Annotated in this window: 24 protein-coding genes; 17 read left to right on the top strand and 7 right to left on the bottom strand. The window is 75.5% G+C overall.

Going from position 1 to position 23,781, the window contains the following annotated elements; translation table 11 throughout:
• The first annotated feature begins 49 nt into the window (after positions 1-49).
• Entirely contained in the window at positions 50-460 is a 411-nt protein-coding gene (locus ABZ493_RS04030; RefSeq protein ID WP_430580890.1) for a Rid family hydrolase, read from the top strand.
• Between the two features lie 34 nt (positions 461-494).
• The gene (locus ABZ493_RS04025) at positions 495-1,157 is read left to right on the top strand and encodes a histidine phosphatase family protein (protein ID WP_430580889.1); all 663 of its coding nucleotides are present in this window, start codon (positions 495-497) and stop codon (positions 1,155-1,157) included.
• A gap of 9 nt (positions 1,158-1,166) precedes the next feature.
• On the opposite strand, the gene ABZ493_RS04020 is transcribed toward ABZ493_RS04025, so the two are convergent.
• From ABZ493_RS04020 to ABZ493_RS04010, 3 genes are all read right to left on the bottom strand, one after another.
• Positions 1,167-1,784, bottom strand: a complete 618-nt coding sequence (locus ABZ493_RS04020) for a LysE family transporter (protein ID WP_430580888.1) — start codon at positions 1,782-1,784, stop codon at positions 1,167-1,169.
• A 102-nt stretch (positions 1,785-1,886) separates the two neighbouring features.
• Positions 1,887-2,687 carry an AraC family transcriptional regulator gene (locus tag ABZ493_RS04015; protein WP_430580887.1) on the bottom strand — a complete coding sequence of 267 codons (801 nt, stop codon included), beginning with the start codon at positions 2,685-2,687 and terminating at the stop codon, positions 1,887-1,889.
• A 102-nt stretch (positions 2,688-2,789) separates the two neighbouring features.
• Entirely contained in the window at positions 2,790-3,728 is a 939-nt protein-coding gene (locus tag ABZ493_RS04010) for an alpha/beta fold hydrolase (protein WP_430580886.1), read from the bottom strand.
• A gap of 51 nt (positions 3,729-3,779) precedes the next feature.
• Between ABZ493_RS04010 and ABZ493_RS04005 the strand changes: the two genes are divergently transcribed.
• Positions 3,780-4,265, top strand: a complete 486-nt coding sequence (locus tag ABZ493_RS04005; RefSeq protein ID WP_430580885.1) for a GNAT family N-acetyltransferase — start codon at positions 3,780-3,782, stop codon at positions 4,263-4,265.
• Positions 4,266-4,296: 31 nt separating this feature from the next.
• On the opposite strand, the gene ABZ493_RS04000 is transcribed toward ABZ493_RS04005, so the two are convergent.
• Entirely contained in the window at positions 4,297-4,476 is a 180-nt protein-coding gene (locus tag ABZ493_RS04000; RefSeq protein ID WP_430580884.1) for a hypothetical protein, read from the bottom strand.
• Between the two features lie 75 nt (positions 4,477-4,551).
• Here ABZ493_RS04000 and ABZ493_RS03995 point away from each other — a divergent pair, with 75 nt between their 5' ends.
• The 6 genes from ABZ493_RS03995 to ABZ493_RS03970 all read left to right on the top strand — a co-directional run bounded on the left by ABZ493_RS03995 (position 4,552) and on the right by ABZ493_RS03970 (position 10,268).
• Positions 4,552-5,499 carry a cold shock domain-containing protein gene (locus tag ABZ493_RS03995; protein ID WP_430580883.1) on the top strand — a complete coding sequence of 316 codons (948 nt, stop codon included), beginning with the start codon at positions 4,552-4,554 and terminating at the stop codon, positions 5,497-5,499.
• A 217-nt stretch (positions 5,500-5,716) separates the two neighbouring features.
• Positions 5,717-7,600, top strand: coding sequence for a molecular chaperone DnaK (gene dnaK, locus ABZ493_RS03990; RefSeq protein ID WP_430580882.1), 1,884 nt, complete (start codon positions 5,717-5,719; stop codon positions 7,598-7,600).
• Positions 7,597-8,232 carry a nucleotide exchange factor GrpE gene (gene grpE, locus ABZ493_RS03985; RefSeq protein WP_430580881.1) on the top strand — a complete coding sequence of 212 codons (636 nt, stop codon included), beginning with the start codon at positions 7,597-7,599 and terminating at the stop codon, positions 8,230-8,232. The genes dnaK and grpE overlap by 4 nt, the downstream gene beginning before the upstream one ends.
• A 104-nt stretch (positions 8,233-8,336) precedes the next feature.
• Positions 8,337-9,341, top strand: coding sequence for a DnaJ C-terminal domain-containing protein (locus ABZ493_RS03980; protein ID WP_430580880.1), 1,005 nt, complete (start codon positions 8,337-8,339; stop codon positions 9,339-9,341).
• A 34-nt stretch (positions 9,342-9,375) separates the two neighbouring features.
• On the top strand, positions 9,376-9,801 hold the full coding sequence (locus ABZ493_RS03975; protein WP_430580879.1) for a helix-turn-helix transcriptional regulator: 426 nt from the start codon (positions 9,376-9,378) through the stop codon (positions 9,799-9,801).
• 158 nt (positions 9,802-9,959) lie between these two features.
• The gene (locus tag ABZ493_RS03970) at positions 9,960-10,268 is read left to right on the top strand and encodes a DUF1540 domain-containing protein (protein ID WP_430580878.1); all 309 of its coding nucleotides are present in this window, start codon (positions 9,960-9,962) and stop codon (positions 10,266-10,268) included.
• A gap of 18 nt (positions 10,269-10,286) precedes the next feature.
• On the opposite strand, the gene ABZ493_RS03965 is transcribed toward ABZ493_RS03970, so the two are convergent.
• Positions 10,287-11,063 (bottom strand): hypothetical protein, encoded by a 777-nt coding sequence (locus ABZ493_RS03965; protein ID WP_430580877.1) that lies wholly within the window; start codon positions 11,061-11,063, stop codon positions 10,287-10,289.
• Positions 11,064-11,277: 214 nt separating this feature from the next.
• On the opposite strand from ABZ493_RS03965, the gene ABZ493_RS03960 reads away from it, so the two are divergent.
• On the top strand, positions 11,278-15,249 hold the full coding sequence (locus tag ABZ493_RS03960) for a sigma-70 family RNA polymerase sigma factor (protein WP_430580876.1): 3,972 nt from the start codon (positions 11,278-11,280) through the stop codon (positions 15,247-15,249).
• 26 nt (positions 15,250-15,275) lie between these two features.
• Here the strand turns inward: ABZ493_RS03960 and upp are convergent, their stop codons facing one another.
• Positions 15,276-15,911 carry a uracil phosphoribosyltransferase gene (gene upp / locus ABZ493_RS03955; RefSeq protein ID WP_430580875.1) on the bottom strand — a complete coding sequence of 212 codons (636 nt, stop codon included), beginning with the start codon at positions 15,909-15,911 and terminating at the stop codon, positions 15,276-15,278.
• 261 nt (positions 15,912-16,172) lie between these two features.
• Here upp and ABZ493_RS03950 point away from each other — a divergent pair, with 261 nt between their 5' ends.
• Positions 16,173-16,604 carry a nucleoside deaminase gene (locus ABZ493_RS03950; protein WP_430580957.1) on the top strand — a complete coding sequence of 144 codons (432 nt, stop codon included), beginning with the start codon at positions 16,173-16,175 and terminating at the stop codon, positions 16,602-16,604.
• A gap of 53 nt (positions 16,605-16,657) precedes the next feature.
• Positions 16,658-17,674, top strand: coding sequence for a transglutaminase domain-containing protein (locus ABZ493_RS03945; RefSeq protein WP_430580874.1), 1,017 nt, complete (start codon positions 16,658-16,660; stop codon positions 17,672-17,674).
• 28 nt (positions 17,675-17,702) lie between these two features.
• Here ABZ493_RS03945 and ABZ493_RS03940 read toward each other — a convergent pair whose 3' ends face one another.
• Positions 17,703-19,229, bottom strand: a complete 1,527-nt coding sequence (locus tag ABZ493_RS03940) for an NAD(P)/FAD-dependent oxidoreductase (RefSeq protein ID WP_430580873.1) — start codon at positions 19,227-19,229, stop codon at positions 17,703-17,705.
• Positions 19,230-19,382: 153 nt separating this feature from the next.
• Between ABZ493_RS03940 and ABZ493_RS03935 the strand changes: the two genes are divergently transcribed.
• The 5 genes from ABZ493_RS03935 (at position 19,383) to ABZ493_RS03915 (ending at position 23,774) form a co-directional block, all read left to right on the top strand.
• Positions 19,383-19,838, top strand: a complete 456-nt coding sequence (locus ABZ493_RS03935) for a hypothetical protein (protein ID WP_430580872.1) — start codon at positions 19,383-19,385, stop codon at positions 19,836-19,838.
• Positions 19,835-20,809, top strand: a complete 975-nt coding sequence (locus tag ABZ493_RS03930; protein WP_430580871.1) for a hypothetical protein — start codon at positions 19,835-19,837, stop codon at positions 20,807-20,809. Before ABZ493_RS03935 ends, ABZ493_RS03930 begins: the two co-directional genes overlap by 4 nt.
• 90 nt (positions 20,810-20,899) lie before the next feature.
• A complete protein-coding gene (locus tag ABZ493_RS03925; protein ID WP_430580870.1) occupies positions 20,900-22,270 on the top strand; it encodes a histidine kinase in 1,371 nt (456 codons plus the stop codon).
• Positions 22,258-22,920, top strand: a complete 663-nt coding sequence (locus ABZ493_RS03920) for a response regulator transcription factor (RefSeq protein WP_430580869.1) — start codon at positions 22,258-22,260, stop codon at positions 22,918-22,920. The genes ABZ493_RS03925 and ABZ493_RS03920 overlap by 13 nt, the downstream gene beginning before the upstream one ends.
• Positions 22,917-23,774, top strand: a complete 858-nt coding sequence (locus ABZ493_RS03915; protein WP_430580868.1) for a hypothetical protein — start codon at positions 22,917-22,919, stop codon at positions 23,772-23,774. The genes ABZ493_RS03920 and ABZ493_RS03915 overlap by 4 nt, the downstream gene beginning before the upstream one ends.
• The last annotated feature ends 7 nt before the right edge of the window (positions 23,775-23,781 follow it).

Raw genomic sequence — 23,781 nt, 5'->3', positions numbered from 1 at the left:
CGACCAGGTAGACATCGGATACCTGCCCGCACCACCGGAAGGACCCGCCATGACCGTCGACCTCCGCACCCCGCCCGGCATGTTCCAGCCCGTCCCGTACCACCACGTCGCCGTCGGTACCGGCGCGCGCCACGTGCACGTGGCCGGGCAGGTCGCCCGGGACGCCGAGGGGCGGCCGGTGGCCGCCGACGACCTGGCCGGGCAGGTCGCGCAGGCCCTGCGCAACACCGCCCGCGGTCTCGCCGGTGCGGGCGCAGGGTTCGACGACGTCGTCCGCCTGCGCTTCCTCGTGGTGGGCTGGCAGCCGGAGAAGTACGGCGATCTCGCGGCAGGGATCGAGGAGGTCGTCGAGGAGCTCGGCATCCCGCAGCCGTGGCCGCCCGCGACGCTCGTCGGCGTGGAGAGTCTCTTCGAGCCCGACGTGCTCGTCGAGGTCGAGGCCACCGCGGTGCTCGACTGACGGCCGAGGTCGCCCGGGATGAAACCCTGGGGTCATGCGTCTCCTCCTGCTGCGACACGGCCAGACCCCCTCCAACGTGGCGGGCCTGCTCGACACCGGGGCGCCCGGCCCCGGGCTGACCCCGCTGGGCGAGCAGCAGGCGGCCGCCGTGCCGGCCGCGCTGCAGGAGCGGCGGATCGACGCGCTCGCCGTGTCGTCGCTGCTGCGGACGTCGCTCACCGCCGGCCCCCTGGCCGGTGCCCGCGGCTTGCGCCCCACCGTGCTCGACGGGCTGCGCGAGGTCGAGGCCGGCTCCCTCGAGATGTCGGCGGACCTCGACGACCACCACACCTACCTCGAGACCGTGTTCGCCTGGTCGCGCGGCGACCGGTCGCGGCGCATGCCCGGCGGGCCCGACGGCGACGCGTTCCTCGCCCGGTTCGACGACGCCGTCGCGGCGCTCGCGGCGGACCACCACGACGTCGTCCTCGCCGTCTCGCACGGCGCCGCCATCCGCTCGTGGTCCGGCGCGCGCGTCCGCGGCCTCGACGTCGAGGAGCTGGCGCACACCCCGCTCGCCAACACCGGCCTCATCGAGGTCGAGGGCGACCCGGCGTCCGGCTGGCGGCTGGTGGACTGGCGGCGGGAGCCCGTCGGAGGCGAGCGGCTCGACGCCGTCGTCGGCAACGACCCCACCGGCGAACCGGTCGACGACTGACGGGGCGGCTCACCCCACCAGGCTCGCGGCGAGGGTGACGATCATCCCGAGCCCCAGCAGCCCGAGGACACCGCCGGCCGCCCGGGTCAGCCACGGCAGGAGGCGGGCCAGGCGCGCGAGCGCCCGCTCGGAGCCCAGCGCGACGGCGACGAACAGGTCCCACGCCAGCACGACGGCCACCATCCAGGCGCCGTAGAACACGCGGGCGCCGGCGGACGCGGCGGTGAGGGTGGCCGCGAGGCTGACGTAGAACAGCGCGTTCTTCGGGTTGAGGAGCCCGGACGCGAGGCCGAGACCGAGGTTGCGCGTCCACGAGGCGGGACCGCCCCAGGCCCCGGCGGCCAGGTCGACGTCGACCGGGGCGCGCAGGAACGCGACCCCCATGACGACGAGGAACGCGCCGCCCGCCCCCTGGACCGCCAGCAGCACCGCGGGGCTCGTGACCACCGACAGCCCGGCGAACGCCCCGGCGACGAAGACGCCGTTCGCGCAGGCGATCCCGACGCACGCGCCGCTCGCGCTGCGCCAGCCGCTGGTCATCGTGGTGCGGGCGATCAGGAAGAAGTCGACCCCGGGGATCAGCAGGGCGAGAAAGTGCGCGACGGCGACGGCGAGGAACTGCTCCATGCGCCCCAGGCTGGGCGAGGCGCACCGTGATGGTCTTGAACGAGATTGCGCACGTGTGGATCGCCGGCGGTGGGGCCGAGCGGCTGCGGGGCAGCCGCGGCGTCAGCGCCGGTAGGCGCCGGGCGTGGCAGCCACGTGGGCCCGGAACACCCGGTGGAAGTGGCTCTGGTCGGCGAACCCGAGCGCGTGGGCGGTCTCGGCGAGCGGTCTGCCTGCGCGCAGCATCGCCCGCGCGGCGGTGACCCGGTCGTTGTGGCGCCATGCCACCGGGGTGAGCCCGGTCGCCCGCTTCATCGTCCGCACCAGCGCGTACCGGTCCATCCCCGCGACGGCGGCCAGCTCGTCGAGGGCCGGGTTCGACGCGTCCTCGTGCAGCCGGGCGAGAACCGGGCCCAGGCGCTCCAGCAGCGCGTCGTCCGTGACGGGATCGATCCGGAGGTGCGCCGACGTCGTCGCGCACGCCCGCAGGGCGTGGCGGAAGGCCTCCGCGACCCGCCCGCCGTCGACCGGGCTCCCGTCGCCGGACGCGAACAGCAGGTCCTCCACGGCGCGCACCCGGTGGTAGGCGTCGGGGGCGCGCAGGACGGTGATTCCCGTCAGGAGGGCGGCCGACCCGGCGGGCAGCAGTCCCGCGACCCAGTCCTGGTCGGCGTGGATCATCCCGTACTCCCAGCGGCCCCGGTCCGGGTTGCAGGAGTGCACGTGCCCGGCGGGGACGAGGATCACGTCGCCGGCCGCGAGCGGCACAGGGCCGCCGTCCGCGCCGGTGAACGTCGTCGTGCCGGCGTCGATCAGCCCGACCGAGAACCGGTCGTGCGAGTGCGGGCGGTAGCACGCGGCGTCCTGGCAGGACCGCCGCGCCTCCAGCTGCGGCAGCGCCGCGTCACGCCAGAACTCGGTCATCGACGCCGACCGTACGGCATCGTCGAGCGGCTCAGCGCCGTCGCTGCCCGCGACCCCACCGGCGAACCGGTGGACGACCGACCGACCGGACGGACGAGCGGGCTACGGCCGGTCGACGGCGAGCCGGGCGATCGTGCGCTCGAGCTCCCGGACCGAGTCGCTGCCGCCGTGCCCGTCGCCGAGCACGACGAGCTCGCTGCCGGGCCAGGCGCGATGGACGCGCCACGCCGTCACGAGCGGGCTGGAGACGTCGTGCCGGCCGTGGATCAGCACGCCCGGCAGGTGGGCGATGCGGTCCATGCGGCCCAGGATCTCGTCCCCGCCGAAGCCGGAGTGCGACCAGTAGTGGGTGACGAGCGTGGCCAGCACGTCGCGGACGGGCGGGTCCTGCCAGCGCGGGTCGGGCCGCCACCCCGGGCCGAGCGAGACGTGCACGTCCTCCCACCGGCCCCAGGCCTCGGCCGCTCGGGCGCGGACGTCGGGTGACGGGTCGCGCGTCGCGCGGGCGTACGCGTCCACGACGCGCTCCCCGGGAGCGCGGTCGACGGCACCGGCGAACCGTTCCCACTCCTCGGGGAAGACGCGGCCCATGGCCTCGGTGATCCACTCGACCTCGGCCGTGGAGGTGTTCGTCACGGCGAACAGCGCGACCCCGGTGACGTGGTCCGGGTGCGCCTGGGCGTAGGCGAGCGCCAGGGTGGCGCCCCAGGAGGCGCCCGTCACCGTCCACCGCTCGACGCCGAGATGGCGGCGCAGCGCCTCGATGTCCTCGATCTGGGCCGCGGTGGTGTTGCGGTCGAGCAGGTCGAGGCGCTCCGTGGCGAGCGGTCGGCTGCGCCCGCACCCCCGCTGGTCGAACGCGATCGACTGCTGCACGAGGGGGTCGATCCGTCGCCCGTGCGCGTCGCCCGCCCCGCTCCCCGGGCCGCCGTGCAGCCAGAGCACGGCCGGCCCGGCGGGGTTCCCCACTGCCTCGTAGTACAGCTCGTTGCCGTCGTCGACGCGCAGACGCCCGCTCCGGGCCGGGACAGGGGAGGGCATGCCCTGACCGTAGCGGTCGACGACCTACGTCGACGGGCGAACGGTGCCAGCATGCTCCGCATGACGACGGTGACGCTGCGCCCGATGACCCCGGCCGAGTTCGACGAGTGGCAGGACGGGTTGGCCGCGGACTACGCGGCGGAGCAGGTCGCCGCGGGCCGGTGGCCGTACGAGGGAGCGGTACGGCGCGCCCGCGACGAGTCGGCGCGGCTCCTGCCGCAGGGGCCGGCCACGGAGCGGATGCTCGTCCGGCTGGCCGTGGACGCCGGCGGCGCACCGGTCGGCCGCTCCTGGGTGGCGCTGGACCCGCCGCAGGGCCTGCCGGGCATCGCGTTCCTCTACGACATCGAGGTCGTCGAGTCGCGGCGAGGCCAGGGCCTGGGTCGTGCCCTGCTGGAGGCGACGGAGGACGCCGCCCGGCAGGCGGGCGCCACGGCTCTGGAGCTGAACGTCTTCGGGCGCAACGCCGCGGCCGTCGCGCTCTACGACTCGGCGGGGTACGCCGTCGTCACGCAGCAGATGCGCAAGGCGCTCTGAGCGGTGGCCGCCGGGGAGGGCGCGGAGGTGCTCAGGCGAGCGGGCCCAGGTCCATGCCCATGACGGTGCGGACGGGGACGGCTCCGGTGGTGTCGTCGGCGACGTGCCGCATGCCGAGCTTCTCCGCGACCTGCAGCGACGCGGCGTTGTCGGGGTGGACGTAGCTCTGCTCGTTCCAGGCGATCCACGCCGCCGCCTCGTCGCGGGTCAACCCCCTGATTCTCGTCGTGACCCGACTCCGCGCGACACTGGGGGGAGCACTATCTGCCAAGACGAGGAGTACCAGGTGCCCCAGGGAACAGTCCGATGGTTCGACGCCGACCGAGGGTTCGGCTTCATCGACCTCGGGAACGATGCGGAGGACCTGTTCGTGCATGCGTCCGAGATCCTCGGCGAGGACGGGCCGAAGCAGCTGCGCGAGGGACAGGCCGTCGAGTTCGAGGTGGGCGAGGGCGACCGCGGCCCGCAGGCGCGCCGCGTCCGCGTCACGGGTGAGCGGGCCGCCGACGCGCCCGTGGGCGTGCTCGGCACCGTGAACTGGTACGAGCCGGCCAAGGGATACGGCTTCGTCACGCCCGACAGCGGCCGCGGCGAGGTCTTCGTGCACAGCTCGGCCATCGTCACCGGCGGCGTGATCTCCGAGGGACAGCGCGTGGCGTTCCTCGTCGTCGACGGCGAGAAGGGGCCGCAGGCGGACCACCTGCTGCCGCTCGCGTCGGAGGCGGCGGCGCCGTCGTCCGACGGCGGGGACGGCACCGTGTCCTGGTTCGACGACGTCAAGGGCTTCGGGTTCATCGCGCCCGACGCGGGCGGCGGGGACGTCTTCGTCCACGTGAACGCGCTGGGCCCGGGCCTCACCGGCCTGTCCGAGGGCGCCCGCGTGACGTTCGACGTCGTCGACGGGGACAAGGGCCCGAACGCCCGCGACGTGCGCCTCGTGCGCGGCTCGGGACGTGACCGCGACCGTGACCGTGACCGTGACCGGGGGGACCGCGGCCGGTCGGGTCGCCCCGCGGCGTCCGGCGGTCCGGTGCGCGGGGGCGAGGGCACCGTCGCGCGCTACGACGCGGACCGCGGCTTCGGCTTCATCACCCCCGACGCCGGGGGCGCGGACCTGTTCGTGCACGTGTCGGTCGTGCAGGGCGGCGAGTTCCTGGAGGAGGGCGACCGGGTCCGCTTCAAGGTGCGCCAGAGCGACCGCGGGCCGCAGGCCGACCGCGTCGAGCTGATCTGAGCGGCCGTCCGCCCAGCGCCTCCGCCCCGGCTGTTCGCTCACGGCGAACAGCCGGGGCCACCTGGGGGAATATCGACGCCCCGAGCAAGGTTGAGCCATGCAGACTCAACTTTGGCGCCCGCGGTTTGCGAGGCGGCGACGCCGAGATTTACGTTGAGTGCAGTTGACTCAACCTCGGGCGCACAGGCGCCCGGACGTACGCATGGAGGCAGCACACATGGCTCGAGCAGTCGGTATCGACCTGGGTACCACCAACTCGGTGGTCGCCGTCCTGGAGGGCGGCGAGCCCACCGTCATCGCGAACGCGGAGGGGTCGCGCACGACGCCGTCCGTCGTCGCGTTCTCCAAGACCGGCGAGGTCCTCGTCGGTGAGGTGGCCAAGCGCCAGGCGGTCACCAACGTCGACCGCACCATCTCGTCGGTCAAGCGCCACATGGGCACCGACTGGTCGGTCGAGATCGACGACAAGAAGTACACCGCGCAGGAGATCTCGGCGCGCGTGCTCGGCAAGCTCAAGCGTGACGCCGAGGAGTACCTGGGCGAGCCCGTCACCGACGCGGTCATCACCGTCCCGGCGTACTTCAACGACGCCGAGCGCCAGGCGACCAAGGACGCCGGCCAGATCGCGGGCCTCAACGTGACGCGCATCGTCAACGAGCCCACCGCGGCGGCCCTCGCCTACGGCCTGGAGAAGGGCAAGGAGGACGAGCTCATCCTGGTCTTCGACCTGGGCGGCGGCACGTTCGACGTCTCGCTCCTCGAGGTCGGCAAGGACGAGGACGACTTCTCCACCATCCAGGTGCGCGCCACGTCCGGCGACAACCGCCTCGGCGGCGACGACTGGGACCAGCGCATCGTGGACCACCTCATCAAGCAGGTGAAGAACAGCGCGGGCGTCGACCTGTCCAAGGACAAGATCGCCCTGCAGCGTCTGCGTGAGGCGGCCGAGCAGGCCAAGAAGGAGCTCTCGTCCGCGACGAGCACCAACGTGTCGATGCAGTACCTGTCGATGAGCGAGAACGGCCCCGTCCACCTGGACGAGAAGCTCACGCGGGCGCAGTTCCAGCAGATGACGCAGGACCTGATCGACCGCACCAAGGCGCCGTTCCACGCGGTCATCCGCGACGCCGGCATCTCGGTCTCCGACATCGACCACGTCGTGCTCGTGGGTGGTTCCACCCGCATGCCGGCCGTGACCGAGGTCGTCAAGGAGCTCACCGGCGGCCGCGAGCCCAACAAGGGCGTCAACCCGGACGAGGTCGTCGCCGTGGGCGCGGCCCTGCAGGCCGGCGTCATCGGCGGCGAGCGCAAGGACGTGCTGCTCATCGACGTCACCCCGCTCTCCCTCGGCATCGAGACCAAGGGCGGCGTGATGACCAAGCTCATCGAGCGCAACACGGCCATCCCGACCAAGCGCAGCGAGATCTTCTCCACGGCGGAGGACAACCAGCCGTCCGTGGCGATCCAGGTCTTCCAGGGCGAGCGCGAGTTCACCCGCGACAACAAGCCGCTGGGCACGTTCGAGCTCACCGGCATCGCCCCGGCGCCGCGCGGCGTCCCGCAGATCGAGGTCACCTTCGACATCGATGCGAACGGCATCGTGCACGTGTCCGCCAAGGACCGCGGCACGGGCACCGAGCAGTCGATGAAGATCACCGGCGGGTCGGCCCTCCCCAAGGAGGACATCGACCGCATGGTGAAGGACGCCGAGGAGCACGCGGCCGAGGACAAGAAGCGTCGCGAGGAGGCGGAGACCCGCAACCAGGCCGAGGCGTTCGCGTACTCGATGGAGAAGCAGATCGCGGACAACCGCGACAAGCTCCCCGCCGAGGTCGTGACCGAGGTGGAGGCCGACATCGCCGGCGTCAAGACCGCCCTGGAGGGCGAGGACGCCGACGCCGTGAAGACCGCGTACGAGAAGCTCGGCGCGTCCTCGCAGAAGATCGGCCAGGCGCTCTACGCCACGGCCGAGCAGGAGCAGGCCGCGGGCAGCACCGAGGCCGCCGACGACGACGCCGCCTCCGCGGCGGGCGCGACGTCCGCCCCGGACGAGGACGTGGTCGACGCCGAGATCGTCGACGACGAGGACGACAAGAAGTGACGGACGAGAACACGCAGGGGACCCCCGAGCCCGAGGGCTCGGGGGAGACCCCGTTCCAGTTCACGGACAAGCGGAAGGTCGACCCGACGTCCGGGGAGGCCCGGGATGCGTCCGGCGCCGCCGGCGACCAGGGCACGCCCGACAGCTCCGACCCGCTCGCGGCGCTCGACTTCGAGCCCGAGGGCGAGGCCGCCGAGAGCGCCGAGGTCCTCCAGGCCAAGGCGGAGGCGGCGCAGCACCTGGACGCGCTGCAGCGCGAGCGGGCGTCGTTCACGAACTACCGCAACCGGTCGCTGCGCGACCAGGAGGCGGCGCGCACCCAGGGCACGCAGGACGTGCTCGCGGCGCTGCTGCCGGTGCTCGACGACATCGAGCGCGCCAAGCAGCACGCCGAGCTGTCCGGGCCCATGGCGGCCATCGCGGAGAAGCTCGACGCGTCGCTGGCGAGGTTCGGCGTCGAGCGGTTCGGCACCGTCGGGGAGGAGTTCGACCCGAACGTCCACGAGGCGCTCATGCACAACGTGGACCCCGAGGCGACGGCGACCACCGTCGCGATGGTGGTCGAGCCCGGCTACCGGATCGGCGAGCGGGTCGTCCGCGCCGCCCGCGTGGGCGTCGTCGGCCCCGAGTGACACCACCCGCGAGATCGACCTGCCCGTCGTGAGACCGACCCACCGAGGGTCGATCTCACGACGGGTGGGTCGATCTCGCGGACAATGACAGGAAGGAGGGCGTCGTGACAGGTCAGGACTGGATCGAGAAGGACTTCTACTCCGCTCTCGGCGTCCCCAAGGACGCGGACGACGCGGCCATCAAGAAGGCGTACCGCAAGCTCGCGCGCCAGTACCACCCGGACCAGAACCCGGGCGACGCGTCGGCGGAGGCGAAGTTCAAGGAGATCGGCGAGGCGTACGCCGTGCTGTCCGACTCCGAGCAGCGCCAGCAGTACGACGCCGTGCGCGCCATGGCCGGCGGCGGCGCCCGCTTCGCGGCGGGCCCGGGCGGCGGCGGCAACGGCTTCGAGGACGTCTTCGGCTCGATGTTCGGCGGCGGCGCCGGCCCGAACGTGCGGTACCAGCAGTACCCGCAGGGCGGCGCGGGTGGCGGGGGCTTCGAGGACATCCTCAGCTCCATGCTCGGCGGCCAGGGCGGCTTCCGCGGCGGCCGGCAGCGCGCCGGCTTCACGACGCCGCAGAAGGGCCCGGACGTCGCGGCCGAGACCACGCTGCCGTTCCGCACGGCGGTGGAGGGCGCCACCGTGGAGTTCACGGTGGACGGTCGCAAGGTCAAGACGAAGATCCCCGCCGGGGTGAACGACGGCCGCAAGCTGCGCATCCGCGGCAAGGGGCGCCCGGGCTCGGGCGGCGGCGACGCCGGCGACCTCGTGGTCACCGTGCACGTCGCGCCGCACCCGGTGTTCACGCTCGACGGCGCGAACCTGCGCATGACGGTCCCCGTGACGTTCGCGGAGGCCGCGCTGGGCACGACGGTCGAGGTGCCGACGCTCGACGGGCACACCGTGAGGCTCAAGGTGCCGGCGGGCACGCCCACCGGGCGCGTGCTGCGGGTCAAGGGCCGCGGCGTCAGGACCGCGAAGTCGCAGGGCGACCTGCTGGTCACGGTCCAGGTGGCCGTGCCGCAGAAGCTCAGCAAGAAGGCGAAGGAGGCGCTCGAGGCGTTCGCCGCCGAGAGCGACCACGAGGACGTCCGGGCGGGGCTCGCGCAGCGCGCGGCCGAATGACGCGGCCTGTGGTGCGGCGGCGAGGGAGGTAGCGATGGTCACCGAGGACGCGCCGGTGCTGACCGTGTCGCAGGCGGCCCGGCTCGCGGGCATGCACCCGCAGACGCTCCGCCAGTACGACCGCCTCGGGCTGGTCACGCCGCGCCGCACCGCCGGGCGCGGCCGCCGCTACTCCCAGCGCGACGTCGCACGCCTGCTCGAGGTGCAGCGCCTCGCGCAGGTCGAGGGCATCAACCTCGCCGGGATCCGGCGCATCCTCGACCTGCAGGAGCACGTCGCCCAGCTCGAGGGGCGGCTCGCCGCGCTCGCGATGCAGCCCGGCGGCCGGGTGTTCACGGCCGGGACGACGGGTGACGTCGTGGTGGTGCGCCGCGGTCAGCGCGTGCGCCGGGTGGAGCGGGCCGACCTCGAGCCCGAGGAGGGCGCGCTGGTGCTGTGGCGCCCGCACCGCCGCGGCTGAGCGGATTTTCGCAACGCAATTCTTCTCTTATTCGAGAATCAATTGGCAAGGCTTTCCTCACTGAATTCGACGGCGAATTCGCTGTGCATATTCCTACGAAAGGAATATCGTGGTTCGTAGGCGGCGAGAGCCGGCGTCGAGCGACGGAGGAGCACGCGATGAGCACGCTGATGGAGATGCCCGAGGTCACCGAGTGCACCGTCGATGGCTGCGGCTACAACCACGACCACGGCTGTCACGCCGGCGCGGTCACGATCGCCGGGCACACCGGTGACGCGTCGTGCGCCACGTTCATCCCGCTGAGCTCCAAGGGCGGGCTCGAGAAGGTCGTCGCCCACGTGGGCGCCTGCCAGCGCGGGGACTGCGTCCACAACTCCGACCTCGAGTGCGCGGCGTCGGCCATCCGCGTCGGGCCCGGCCCGGACGACGAGGGCCACGCCGACTGCCTCACGTACGCGACGCACTGACCTCGCGTTCGACGGGAGTCAGCGGGCCAGCTGCGTGAGCAGCTCGACGGCCGCGGCGTGCGACGTCGGGAGGCGCTCCACCCACACCCGGGTGGGGCGCCTCAGCGCGTCCCCGAGGCCCATGAGCGAGGCGTTGCGCTCGACCACGCCGCGGGTGGCCTTGGCCAGGTCGGGCACCCCCGTGTCACGGCGGGCCAGCACGGTGAACACGCCGTCGGTGAGCGCGGCCATCGGGTGGCCCTCCCCGAAGACCTGCTCGAGGGCGCGGCCCACGGTCGCGGAGCGCGCCGCACGGTCCCAGGGGGCGAGCCCGTCGACGGCGACGTCGACGACGACGAGGCAGTGGGTGTCCGGCACGCCCAGCTCCGCGCCGACGGCAGCGCCGTAGGTCTCGCGCAGCCGCTCAGCCAGGTACTCGCGGGTGGGCAGGCCGGAGCTGGGGTCGCGCAGCGTGCCGAGCGCCGGCTCGGAGTCCCGGCCGCGCACCCACCCGACGGCCACGGCGCGGATCGCGTCCGGGTCCGGCGGGAGGTGGGCGGAGCGGTACAGGCACTCGACGTCGTCCAGCGTCTCGCCGAGGCCGACGCCGGCCCGTCCGCGCGCCGCGCCGAGGCGGTGGGCGGCCGCGTGGGGGGAGCGGCCGTCGTCGAAGGCCTCGACGAGCGCGTCCACGGCAGGGTGGTACCAGTCGTCAGGGCGTAGCCACACCTCGGCGAGGCTCGTCGCGCGCCAGCGGTCGATCACGCCCGAGACGTCCTCGGGCGCGTCCGGGGGGCCGCTCGTGGACCGGTTCATGATGATGGGACCGCCATGGGCAGCCATCATGACGCAGTTGTGGGGCACTTTCACCGGCAGATGCCCCGGGATAGCCCTCTCCGCTGCCTGAGGCACGGAATCTCGCGGATCTCGCGCCGAAATTCACCCCCAGGGGGGTGCTCCGGGCGCGTAAAGTACGGGGGTCTGCGTGTGCCCCTTGTCGCGCAGCATCAGGTGCGGAGCGAGGTCGGCCATGACGGACGTCTACGTGGGGTCGGACGACTCGGCGCGTAGTGACGCCGAGCTGATCCTCGACGTGCGTGGCGGAGACCTCGAGGCGTTCGGGGCCCTGTACACCCGGCACGTCCCGGCGGCGCGGGCCGTGGCCCGGCAGTACGTCCGGTCGTCGGCCGACGCGGACGACCTGGTGTCCGAGGCGTTCCACCGCGTGCTCGACGTGCTGCAGCACGGCGGCGGCCCCGACGCGACCTTCCGGGCCTACCTGCTCACCGTGGTGCGGCGCCTCGCCGCCGACCTCGCGCGGGGCGTGAAGCGGACCCGCCCGACGTCCGACGACGGCACGTTCGAGGCCGCGCTCGGCCTGGTGGACCCCACCGACGTCGCCACGTTCGAGGGCTTCGAGCACTCCGTGGTGAAGAACGCCTACCAGGCGCTGCCGGAGCGCTGGCAGGCCGTGCTCTGGTACACGGAGATCGAGGGGCGCGCGCCGGCGGAGGTGGCGCCGATCCTCGGGCTCACGCCCAACGGGGTGTCCGCCCTCGCCTACCGGGCCCGCGAGGGGCTGCGGGTGGGCTACCTGCAGGAGCACCTCACGCACGCGCCCACCGGCGGCTGCCGCGTGGTGAACCCGCTGCTCGGCGCGTACGTGCGCGGGGGCCTCGCCCGGCGCGAGGTCGCCAAGGTCGACGCGCACCTCGAGGCGTGCGCGGAGTGCCGGTCGCTCGTGCTCGAGCTGGGCGACATCGCCCACGGGATGCGGGCGGTCGTGGCGCCGCTGGTCGTCGGGCTCGCGGGGCTGGCGGTCCTGGGAGCGCTGCCCATCGGTGGCGCGCTCGGCGGTGCTCTCGGCGGCGCGGCGGCGACCGGCGGCGCCGTGGGGGTCGGCAGCGCCGCGGGCGCCGGGAGCGTCGGCACGGTCGCGGGCACGAGCACCGCCGCGGGCAGCAGCGTCGGGGCCGCCACGGTCGGCGGAGCGAGCATCACCGGCGGCGCGGGCGTCACGGGCGCCGCGGCCGGGACGACGGCGGCCGCGACGGCGGGCACGACGGCGGCGGGAGCCGCCACGGCCACCGCGGCCACCGCGGCGACGGCCGGGACCACCGCGGTGGCGACGGCGGGCACCGCGGCTGCCGCGGGTGCGGCGGTCGGCACGGCGGGCGTCGCCGCGGCGGCGAGCGCCGTCGCCGTCGCCACCGTCGGGGTCGTCACGGTGCTCAACGCGCTCGGCGGCGGCGAGGAGCCGCCGGTGCTCACGCCGGCGCCGGTGACCGTCCAGGGCGCCCCGTGGGTGCCGCCCGGGGAGCAGCCCGGCGACGGTGTGGTCCGGCCGGCCGACGACGATCCCGTCGAGCCCTCCGCCGACCCGACGAGCCCGGCCAACCTGCTCGGCACCACGCCGTTCGCGCCCGTCGCGGATCTCACGGTCACGGCCGCCGCGGCACCGCTGGAGCCCCGCACGGCGCAGCCCCTGGTGCTCACGGTCGGCAACACGGGGCAGGCGGCGGCGAGCTCGACCGTCGTCGAGGTCGCGCTGCCGGACGGCGTCGACCTCGCGTTCCCGCAGGCGCCGGCAGGCGCCGCCGCCGGCGATCCCCTGGCGGCAGGCGACCCCCTGGCGGCAGGCGACCCCCTGGTCGCCGGTGACCCGCCGGCGGCCGACGCCCTCGCCGTCCCCGCCGCACTGTCGTGCGCCCCTGGCGACGCCACCGGTCGCACGGCCCGCTGCACGGTGGGAACGCTCGAGCCGGGCGAGTCCCGTGACGTCTCGGTGCCGGTGCGCGCGCACGCCGGCGGCAGCTATGCGATCGGGGCGGCGGTCTGGGCGGACGGCGTCGGCCGGGAGGACGTCGCGCTGCCGCCCACGACGGTGCGGCCCTTCGGGGCCGAGCTCACGGCCTCCGCGGGCGACACCGTCCCGGTCTCCAACCCGGGCGCCGCCTGGGTGCCCGTCGCCGTGCGGAACACGGGCGACCAGCCCGCCGCCGCCTGGTCGGTGCAGCTCGAGGTGCCCGCGGGGCTGCGGCCGGTGGCGTCCGACGGCGACCTCGTGTGCGTGTCGGGCGGCGCGGGCGACGCCGGAGCGGTCTGGACCTGCGTGGCCCGCCCCGAGGCGGCCCCGCTGGCCCCGGGGGAGCAGCGGTCGGTCCGGCTGCGCGTCGTGGCGGACGGCTCGGCCGCGCCGGGCGCGGTGGCGGTCGCCGCCGTCCCGCAGCTGCCCGGTTCCCCGCACACGGTGGGCGGCAGCGCGGCCGTGACGGTCGCGAGGTCGTGGGCGGGGGCCGCGTCGGGTGCGCACGCCGTCCAGGCGCGGTGCGTCGCCGTCGGTGGGGTGGGCACCGCCTCCGCGGTGGTCGAGGGCACCTACGTCAACCTCACCGACCAGACGCTGGCGGTGCGCCTCGAGGCCGCCGGCGACTCCGCCGCGGCGGCGCAGGAGGTCGCGCCCGGGGAGGCGGTCACCGTGCAGGTGCCCGACGGGCTCCGGGTCCCCGCGGGCGGTGCGACGTGGACGGTCGCGACGACGCTCGGCGGCGAGACGTACCGCACCAGCGTGCCCGCCGGGGCGCACGCCTCCACGGACTGCTACGACCCGAGCTGGTCCGTGACGAGGTCCGCCGAGACCGTGAACGTCGACGGCCGCCTGCAGGTGCGCGGCACGCTGACCAACACCAGCGACGAGGCGATGCGGGTCGGGATGACCGCCGCCGGCGTCAGCACCGACCCGAAGCGGCTCGCGCCGGGCGAGAGCGCGACCTTCGTCGCCGCCACGGACCGCAGGTCGCTCACCGCGGGTGCCGCCGAGTTCCAGCTGTACCGCTGGGTGGCGGACCGCGACGGCGACGAGCCCGCGCAGGGCGTCGTGCCCGCCGTCGCCCCGACGGCGCCGTACGACGCCGCCGTGCTCGCCCCCGCCGTCGGTGGGCCCGCGACGCTCGCCGCGACCGAGTGCCGGTTCGACGCCGCCGCCGACACGTCCTGGCGCACCGTGACGCTCCCCGTCGACAACACCGGCTCCACCCACGCCGTGCGGTTCGCGACGACCGACGGGGCCGGTGACGGGCGGGCCGCGACGGTCGACGCCGGTGCGACGGGGACCCTGACGGTGTCCGTGCCGTGGGGCACCCGCACCGTGGCGGTGACCGCCGACGGGCGCGACCTCGCGACCGTCGACGTCCCGGGGTTCGAGAGCTGCGCGACCGTGAGCTGGCCCGGCTCGGTGGACGTGTCCACCGCGACCCGGTGCGTCGACGACCGGGCGCAGGTGGAGGTCGACGTGCGCAACCGTGGCGACGTCGCGTGGACGGCGGCCCTCGGCGGCGGGGACGGGACGTCGGTCGAGCCGGGCTCCACCGCCACGCTCCGCACCGCGCCGGGCGGGCTGACGGCCGACGCCGGCCAGGTGACCGTCCGGCTCGGCCGCGACATCGAGGGCGCCCGGCGGGCCGTGGAACGGACCGTCGACCACGACGCGGTGTCGTGCGTCGTCGTCGACCCGCGGGCGCGGCTGGACCAGGGCGCCGTGCAGGTGGAGAAGGGCCGGTGGCGCTCGACGTCCACCCGGCCGGTGTCGGTGGTGCTCGACAACACCGGCTCGTCGGTGCCGCAGGACTTCACGGTGCGCGGCTCGAACGGCGCGTCCGTCGACGTCACCGTGCCCGCTCGCCAGAGCATGACCGCCGACGGCGGCACCGTGCGGGGCCGCGACGGCGCCACGTTCACCGTAGGGGCCGGCGACTGGTCGACCGACCTCGCCGTCGAGCCCTTCACCGGCACGACCGGCTGGTGCGCGGACCGGGTCCGCTGGGGCGGCGGGTACGAGGTGGGCGACGTGGCGTCGTGGCACGGCAGGAACTACCGGTACGTGGGGCGCGGGGACGCCGCGCCCGACGCTCAGGGCCTCGGCCTCGGGAACGGCGACGGCCGCTGGTCGGGCCACGGGTGGGGCCGGGCGTGGGAGCGGATCGGGGACTGCGAGTACCGCTGAGGCGGTGGCCGTCGCCGGCCGACGGATCAGACGATGCCGTACAGCCGGTCCCCGGCGTCGCCGAGGCCGGGCACGATGTACTTCTGGTCGTTGAGGCGCTCGTCGACGGCGGCCACGACGATCTGGACGTCGACGCGCGAGCCGATCGCCTCCTCGAGCACCTTGAGGCCCTCGGGCGTGGCCAGCAGGCAGACGGCGGTGACGTCGCGGGCGCCGCGCTCCAGCACGTAGTCGATGGCCGCGACGAGCGTGCCGCCCGTGGCGAGCATCGGGTCCAGCAGGAAGACCTGCCGGTCGGTGAGGTCGTCGGGCAGGCGGTTCGCGTACGTGACGGCCTCGTAGGTGGACTCGTCGCGCTGCAGGCCGAGGAAGCCGACCTCCGCCGTCGGGATCATGCGCGTCATGCCCTCGAGCATCCCCAGCCCGGCCCGCAGGATGGGCACCACGATGGGGCTCGGGTCGCTCAGGCGCACGCCCGTGGTCGTGGTGACCGGGGTGCGGATCTCCTTCGGCTCGGTGCGCACGTGCCGCGTCGCCTCGTAGGCGAGCAGGGTCACGAGCTCGTCGACGAGGAGACGGAACGTCGCCGACGGGGTGTTCTCGTCGCGGAGGACGGTGAGCTTGTGGTCCACCAGCGGGTGGTCGGCGACGTGCAGGCGCATGGCCCCACGGTACCCGGGCGAGTGACCCGCGTGAGTTGTCAGAGCCAGGACTCTCTATACCCTGACGTGAGTCTGACACCTCGGAGAGCCCCAGAGTTGTCAGAGCCAGGTTGGTCTATACCGGGACGTGAGTCTGACAGCTCGGGAGGTGGCGTGGGGAACGACGGCGACACGGGTGCCCGTGGTCTCGCGCTGCCCTGGGCCGACGGCGAGTTCCCGCCGCACACGGTCAGCCAGCGGCGCGCGGTGTGGGACGCGCTCATGGGGCTGGCGCTGCACGAGGCGACGCACGCGCTGGCCAGCGACGACGTCCCCGTGGGGGCGCTCGTCGTCGACGCGGACGGCCGGCTCGTCGGGCTCGGCCGCAACCGCCGCGAGGAGACCGGGGACCCGACGGCGCACGCCGAGGTGCTCGCGCTGCGGCAGGCGGCCACGACGCTCGGCGAGTGGCGGCTCGAGGGCTGCACGCTCGTCGTCACGCTCGAGCCGTGCGTCATGTGCGCGGGCGCGCTCGTCGCGGCGCGGGTGCGGCGGCTCGTCCTCGGCGCGTGGGATCCCAAGGCCGGCGCCACCGGGTCTGTCTGGGACCTCGTGCGCGACCAGCGCGCGAACCATGCCGTCGAGGTGGTGGGCGGCGTGCGCGAGGCCGAGTGCGGCGGAATCCTGCGAGACTTCTTCGAGTCCCGCCGCTGACGACGACGCCGTGCGGGCCGATGAGTCCCCACGACGACGGAGGTCAGCAGGGCATGGACACGACGGCACGCGCGGCGGCCCCCACCCCGGCGGCACCCACCCTGGACGACTACGCCCGGCACAGCGCGTACTCCGACCCCGGGCCGCACGGCGACCTGCTCCGCGCCGTCGCGCCCACGCCGGCCGCCACGGGGGCCGCGGCGTGCCGGACGATCGTGCACTACCGCGCGGGGCGGCCGGCGCTGACCGACGCCCAGCGCGCCGACATCGACCAGCGCTGGCTGGCGACGATCCTCGACACCGCCGTCGCCCGGCAGACCGGCGGGCTCGACGCGCCGCGCGACCTGTCGCGGCAGGTGGCCGGCTGCTGCCGTGACCACACGCTGTTCTCCCTCGGCGTGCTGCGCGAGCACGGCGTGCCCGCGCGGTCGCGGATCGGGTTCGCGGGCTACTTCGAGCCGCCGTTCTTCCACGACCACGTCGTCGTGGAGCACTGGGCGCAGGACGGCGCAGGAGCGGGCCGCTGGGTCCGCTGGGACCCCGAGCTGACGCCCGAGGGCGACCGGGGCTTCGACGTGCGCGACATGCCCACGGGCCCGGACTCCCCGTTCCCCACGGCGGCGGAGGTGTGGCGCGCGATCCGCGCGGGCGAGGTGGACCCGGCGTCGTACGGCGTGGACCCCGGGATGCCGCACCTGGGCGGGAAGGACTTCGTGCGCGGGTACGTGCTGCTCGAGCTGGCGCACCGGATGCGCGACGAGGTGCTGCTGTGGGACGTGTGGGGCGGCACGCCCGACGACGTCCCCGGGGTCGCGGAGCTGTGGGCGCAGGAGGCGCGCGACGGCGCCGACGAGCCGTCGTCCGACGAGCTGGACGCGCTCGCCGACGAGGTCGCCGCGCTGCTGGTCGCGGCCGACGCCGGGGACTCCGCCGCAGAGTCGGCGCTCGCGGAACGCTACGCCGGCCGGTGGGCCGCGCGAGGGCGCGTCACGACGCTCTCACCGACGGGCCGGGTCGGGATCACGGACCTTGCCGGCCGCACGACCCGCTGGGCCGCCGCGCCGGCGTGACGCGTGTCGCCCCTGTCTCGCGGGCGGGTCACAGCGCCGCGACGCGGACGCCGAAGACGTCGCGCAAGGCGCGGCGGGCGGCGTGCCAGCCGCCCATGCCGTGCATGCCCGGGCCGGGCGGCGTCGACGCCGAGCAGAGGTAGACCCCGCCGGCCACGCGGTAGGGGTTCGCGCGCAGCGTCGGGCGGGAGAACATCTGCCACATGGTCGCCGCGCCGGCGGAGATGTCCCCGCCCACGTAGTTCTGGTTGTGCTCCGCCATGGCGGTCGCGGGGATCGCGCGCGAGGCGACGACGACGTCCCGGAACCCCGGCGCGAACCGCTCGATCTGCGCGGTGACCGCCTCGGTGACGTCGACGTCGGAACCGGCGGGCACGTGCGCGTACGCCCACAGGGGGCGCAGCTCGACGTCCCCGGCCACGACACGGCGGGACGGGTCGACGACGGTGGGGTCGCTGACCAGGCACACGGGCCGCTCGGCGTGCCGGCCGGCGGCGACGGCGTTCTCGGCCGCGGCCATCTCGGCGCGCGTGCCGCCGACGTGCACGGTGCCCGCCAGGCCGACCTCCGGGTCCGCCCAGGGCACCGGGCCGGACAGCACGAAGTCGACCTTGGCGGCGGCGTTCCCGTGCCGGAACGCCCCCAGGGCACGGCGCAGGCCCGGCGCGACGGCGGGGCCCAGCACGTCGAGCAGGGTGCGCGGCGTCGTGTCGAACAGGACGACGCGCGCGGCGGGCAGGTCCGCCGGCGTGCGCACCCGGTGCCCCGTCACGACCCGCCCCCCGTGCGCCTCCAGGTCCGCGACGAGCGCCGCCACGATCGCCCCGGACCCGCCGCGGGGCACGGGCCAGCCGCCGTCGAACCGGGCGTCCCGGCCGGGGGTGGCGTGCGCCAGGGCGCCCAGCAGCAGCGCGGTGCCGGCGGCGGAGAGCGAGGGCAGCGGGGTGATGGTGTGCGCGGCGACGCCGGTCAGCAGCGCGCCGCCGTCGCCGGAGAACCGGGCGTCCCACGCCCGCGTGCCCTGCTCCAGCAGCGCCAGCGCGAAGCGGACGGCGCCCGCTCCGGCGCGCAGCGGGTCGGGCGCGTCGAGGATCCCGGGCGGCACCGACCGCCGGTCGCCCATGCCGACGGCGACCACGGCCTCCCACTGCTCGGCCAGCGGGCCCATCAGCGCGCGCCACGCCGCGCCGTCGGGCCCCAGGCCCTCGGCCGTCCGCTCCAGGTCGCGGTAGGCGACGGCGGCACGCCCGCCGGGCAGCGGCTGCGCGTAGGACACCTCGGGCGTCAGGAGGTCGACGCCGTGTGCGCGCAGGTCGAACGCGCGGAAGAACGGCGACGCCCAGGCCATCGGGTGCACCGCCGAGCACACGTCGTGCACGACGCCGGCGGGCAGCCCCGCGAGCAGGTCGCCGTCGTCGCCGGGCGCGAGCGTGCGGGCACCGCCGCCCACCGTCGCGTTGGCCTCCAGGACCGTCACGGACAGCCCCGCCCGCGCGAGCGTGACGGCGGCGGCGAGCCCGTTGGGGCCTGAACCGACCACGACCGCGTCGTCCACCGCGTCCTCCTTCGCCGCCGGCGCACCGCGCCGCGCTGTCCGGCCAGTTTTTCACCCGCTCGGTTTCGCTGTCACGGCCCGATGCGGGGTGTGGGAGCGCTATCCTCCCTGCGCTGCCCCAACGAACAGTGTGGCGCGCGCAAAGGAGAATACATGGCCAACGGCGCCCCCGAGCAGGCCCTCGACGCCCCGCCCCGCGAGCGTCGGCGCGCCCGCGTCGTCACCTATGCGGCGGTGTCGGTGCTGCTCGTCGCGGCACTCGTGCAGGTCGACGCCTGGCCGGTCACGGCCTACCGGCTCTTCAGCAACGCCCGCACGGCCGACGGAGTGAGCTTGACCCTCTGGGCAGAAGGGCTTGACGGGGAGCGCACCGACCTGCGACCCCCGGCCGGCGAGGTGCTCGGCATGACCACCCACCTCTACCGGCAGCTCGAGGACGCCGACCCCGCCCACGCGCGCGAGCTGGTCGGCGCGTGGCTCGAGCTCGCCGGGGTACGTCCGGGGGACGTGTCGCAGGTGGTGCTGGAACGCACGACGTGGCGGATGGACGCCGAGACCCGCGAGAAGCACGAGACGGGCCGGGCCGTCGTCGCCGTGGTGCGGCCGTGAGCGCGCCCACGACGGGGAGCATGCCCGCCGTCACGCCGCCGCCCGCGGCTCCGGGCCCGCTCGCCCGCGCGCGGCGTCGCGCCGCGTCCCTGCCGCGCGCGCTCGACGCCCGCCTGGTCGCGCCGGGCCCGGCGTGGCGGGCGCGCTGGGTGCACGCGGGGGTCGCGGCCGTCGTCGGGCTCCGGCTGCTCACCCGCGACTGGGCGCAGCTCGCCGACCGCCCGCCCGAGCTGCGCAGCCACCTCAACCTGGTGGGCTGGGTGCCTGACCTGCCCGTCGCCGTGCTCGTCGGGCTGCAGGCGGTCGGGTTCGTGGCCGCGGTGCTGGCGATCGGGCGCGTGCGTCCCCGGCTCGCCTTCGCGGTCGCGTGGGCGGCGTACGTCGTGCTCGCCGGCCTGTGGGGCAGCTCGGGGAAGTTCATGCACAACGACGTCCTCACGGTCACCGTGGCGACCGTCCTGCTGTTCTCGTCCCCGCCGACCCGCGACGTCCCGGCGGACGACCGGAGCCTGCGGTGGGGCTGGCCGCCGCGGGCGGCGCTCGCCGTCGTCGGCGTCGTCTACCTGCTCACCGGCGTGCAGAAGCTGCGGCACAGCGGGCCCGGGTGGGCGCTGGGCGACAACATGGCCTGGGTGCTGCGGCAGGGGACGTCCCCGCTCGGGGAGGGGTTCACCCTCGCCGTGGCGAACCTGCCCGCGCTGCCCCAGCTCCTCGCCACCGGCGCCCTGTGTCTCGAGCTGCTGGCCCCGCTCCTCCTGCTCGTCGCGTGGACCAGGATCCCCTTCGCGGTCGCCGTCGCGGTGATGCACACGAGCATCTGGGCGTGCCTCGGGCTCGACTACTCGGCCTGGGTGCTCACCGTCGCGGCGGTCGCCGTGCCGGCGGGACTGCCGTGGCGCCCGCCGTGGTCGCGGCAGCACCGGACCTGGCAGCACCGGTCCCGGCAGCGTCCCGGCGTCCCGGCGTCCTGAGCGCCGGGCCCGGGGTCGGGGGATCCCTACCGTGACCTCGTGGGTGACCTGGCTGCCCACGGGCGGCGCGGCCGACCTAGTCTCGACGTCATGACCAGCACGGACGCCGCCGAGCGCGGCGTGGACGCCGCCCCGGCCCTGGGTTCGCGGGCCGGGCTGCTGCGTGCGCCCGTCGACGCGGCGACGGGCCGTGCCGTCGCCCTGCTCGCCGTCGGGACGGTGTGGCTGGCGAGCGCGGGCGTCGTCGTGTGGGTGCTGGTCCTGGTCTCGGCGATCCTCGTGCCCGCCCTCGGCGTCGGGCTGCTCGCGCTCGGCGTGGCGCTGCCCGCCGCGCGCTGGTTCGCCGCCCTCGAGCGGGAACGGCTCGCCGCCCAGACGGGCGTCGTGGTGCCGGGCCCGGCGCCCGCCGCGACCGGGCTGCCGCGGTCGTGGGCCGGCTTCCGGGCCGCGCTGCGCGACGGGCGGGCCTGGGCGGCCGCGGGGTACGCGTTCGTCGGGATGCTCGTGTCCACGGCCTGCTTCGCCGCGGTGGTGGCCCTCGTGGGCGGCGCGGTCGCGCTGGTGGTCGTGGCGGCACGCGGCGGGATCGCGGTGGGTGGCGACGCGCCGGGGGCGGCCGGGCCGCTCGCGCTCGTCGTCGGCGTCGTCGGCGCGGTGCTGCTGTTCTGGCTCGCCGCGGTGCTCGCCCAGGCGAGCGCGCTTCTCGTCCTGGCCCTGGCGCGCGTCTGCCTCGGCCCGTCCGCGGCGGACCTCGCCCGGGCCCGCGCGCGCGACGCCGAGCACGCGGCGTCGGCGGCGGCCGAGCGCGCCGCCGTCCTCACCGAGACGCGGTCCCAGGCGGTCGCGGCCGCGGACGCCGAGCGGCGCCGCATCGAGCGCGACCTGCACGACGGCGCCCAGCAGCGGCTGGTCGCGCTCGGCGTGGAGCTCGGCGTCGCCCGCCGGCTCGCCGACCACGACCCGGCCGCGTCCGCCGCGGCCCTCGAGCACGCGCACGGCGAGGTGAAGGCGACCCTCGCCGAGCTGCGCGACCTCGTACGCGGCATCCACCCCGCGGTCCTGTCCGACCGCGGGCTCGACGCGGCGCTGTCCGCGCTGGCCGCCCGCAGCCCCGTGCCGGTGCGGGTCGAGGCCTCGCCCGACGTCGAGCGGGCGGGCTCCGCGGCGCAGGCCGCGGCCTACTTCGTCGTCGCCGAGGCGCTGACCAACGTGGCCAAGCACGCCGACGCACGCTCGGTCCGGGTGCGTGCGGACGTCGTGGACCACGACGGCGGTGGGCACGACGCGGCCCGCCTGCGCGTCGTCGTCGAGGACGACGGCCGGGGCGGCGCCGAGCCGTCGCCCGGCAGCGGCCTCGCGGGCCTGCGCGGGCGGGTCGCCGCGCTCGACGGCGCCTTCGAGCTCGACAGCCCGCCCGGCGCGGGCACCCGACTGACCGTGGAGGTGCCGTGCGCATCGTGATCGCCGAGGACTCCGTGCTCCTCCTGGACGGCCTGACCCGGCTGCTGGCCGCCGAGGGCCACACGGTGACCGGCCACCGCACCGCCGACGAGCTGGTCGCCGCCCTGTCGCGGCCCGGCGCCGCGCTGCCCGACCTGCTCGTCACCGACGTCCGGATGCCGCCGTCGCACACCGACGAGGGCCTGCGGGCCGCGCTGCACCTGCGCAGCCTGCACCCGGACCTGCCGATCCTCGTGCTGTCGCAGTACGTCGAGCAGCGCTACGCGTCCGAGCTCCTGGCCCGCGGCGCGCACGCCCTCGGGTACGTGCTCAAGGACCGGGTGGCCGACGTCGACGCGTTCCTCGACGCCGTCGCCCGCGTGGCCGGCGGCGGCACCGTCATCGACCCCGAGGTGGTCACGCAGGTCATCGCCCGCAGCCGCCGCACCGACCTCGACCAGCTCACGCGCCGCGAGCGCGAGGTGCTCACGCTCATGGCCGAGGGCCGCTCCAACACCGCCATCGCGGACCGCCTCGTCGTCGGGATGCCCGCCGTCGAGAAGCACGTCACCAGCATCCTCACCAAGCTCGGGCTGCCGCCCGACGCCGACGACAACCGCCGCGTGCTCGCCGTGCTGCGGTGGCTCGACGAGAACGGAGCACGACCATGACCGCGACCGGACCCGCCCCCGTGCCCACGCCCGCGCAGGCGCCCGGGCCGCACCGCAGCCCCGTCGGTCGCGCGCTGCTCGTCGTCGGCATCGTCGTCGGGCTGCTCGCCGTGGCCTGGGGCGCGTTGTTCCTCGTCGACCGGGCGGTCGCGAGCACGGACACGCAGCACGAGACGTACGCCGCCGTCGGCACCGTCGAGCTGGTCGCCGACGACGACGTGACGGTGCGTGCCGTCGAGGGCGGGCAGGTCGAGGTCGACCGGATCGCGCACAGCGGCCTCACGAGCCCGACCTATCGGGCCGACGAGGGCACGGACCGGCTGGTCGTGGCGCACGAGTGCCCGGACTGGCCGTGGGTCGCCGGCGAGTGCGGCGGCGAGCTCGCCGTCACCCTCCCGGCGGACACGACGCTGGTGGTGCGCACGTCCAACGGGGACGTGGTGGCCGCGGGCGTGGCGGGCGACGCCGAGCTGCGGTCGAGCAACGGCGACGTCGAGTCCTCCGGCTCGGGCCGCCTCGACGCGAGCAGCAGCAACGGGGACGTCGTCGTCGACGACGCCGCCGGGGACGTGCTCGCGCGGTCCTCGAACGGTGACCTCGAGGTGACGGGGGTCCAGGGCTCCGTCGACGCCGACACCAGCAACGGCCGCGTCGACGTCTCCGGCGTGACCGGCGACGTCCGGGCCGTGTCCAGCAACGGCGACGTGACCGTCGTGGGCGACGGCGAGCCCGTGCGGCTCGCGATCGAGACGTCCAACGGGGAGCAGACCACGGAGGGGTCCACGGACCCGCAGGCCGACCGCACCGTGGAGGTCCGGTCGTCCAACGGGGACGTCGCGTACCTGGTGCCCTGACGGCGCC

It is taken from the genome of Isoptericola sp. NPDC019482 (assembly GCF_040632295.1).
Lineage (GTDB): Bacteria > Actinomycetota > Actinomycetes > Actinomycetales > Cellulomonadaceae > Isoptericola.
This window is presented reverse-complemented; position numbering and strand designations above follow the sequence as displayed.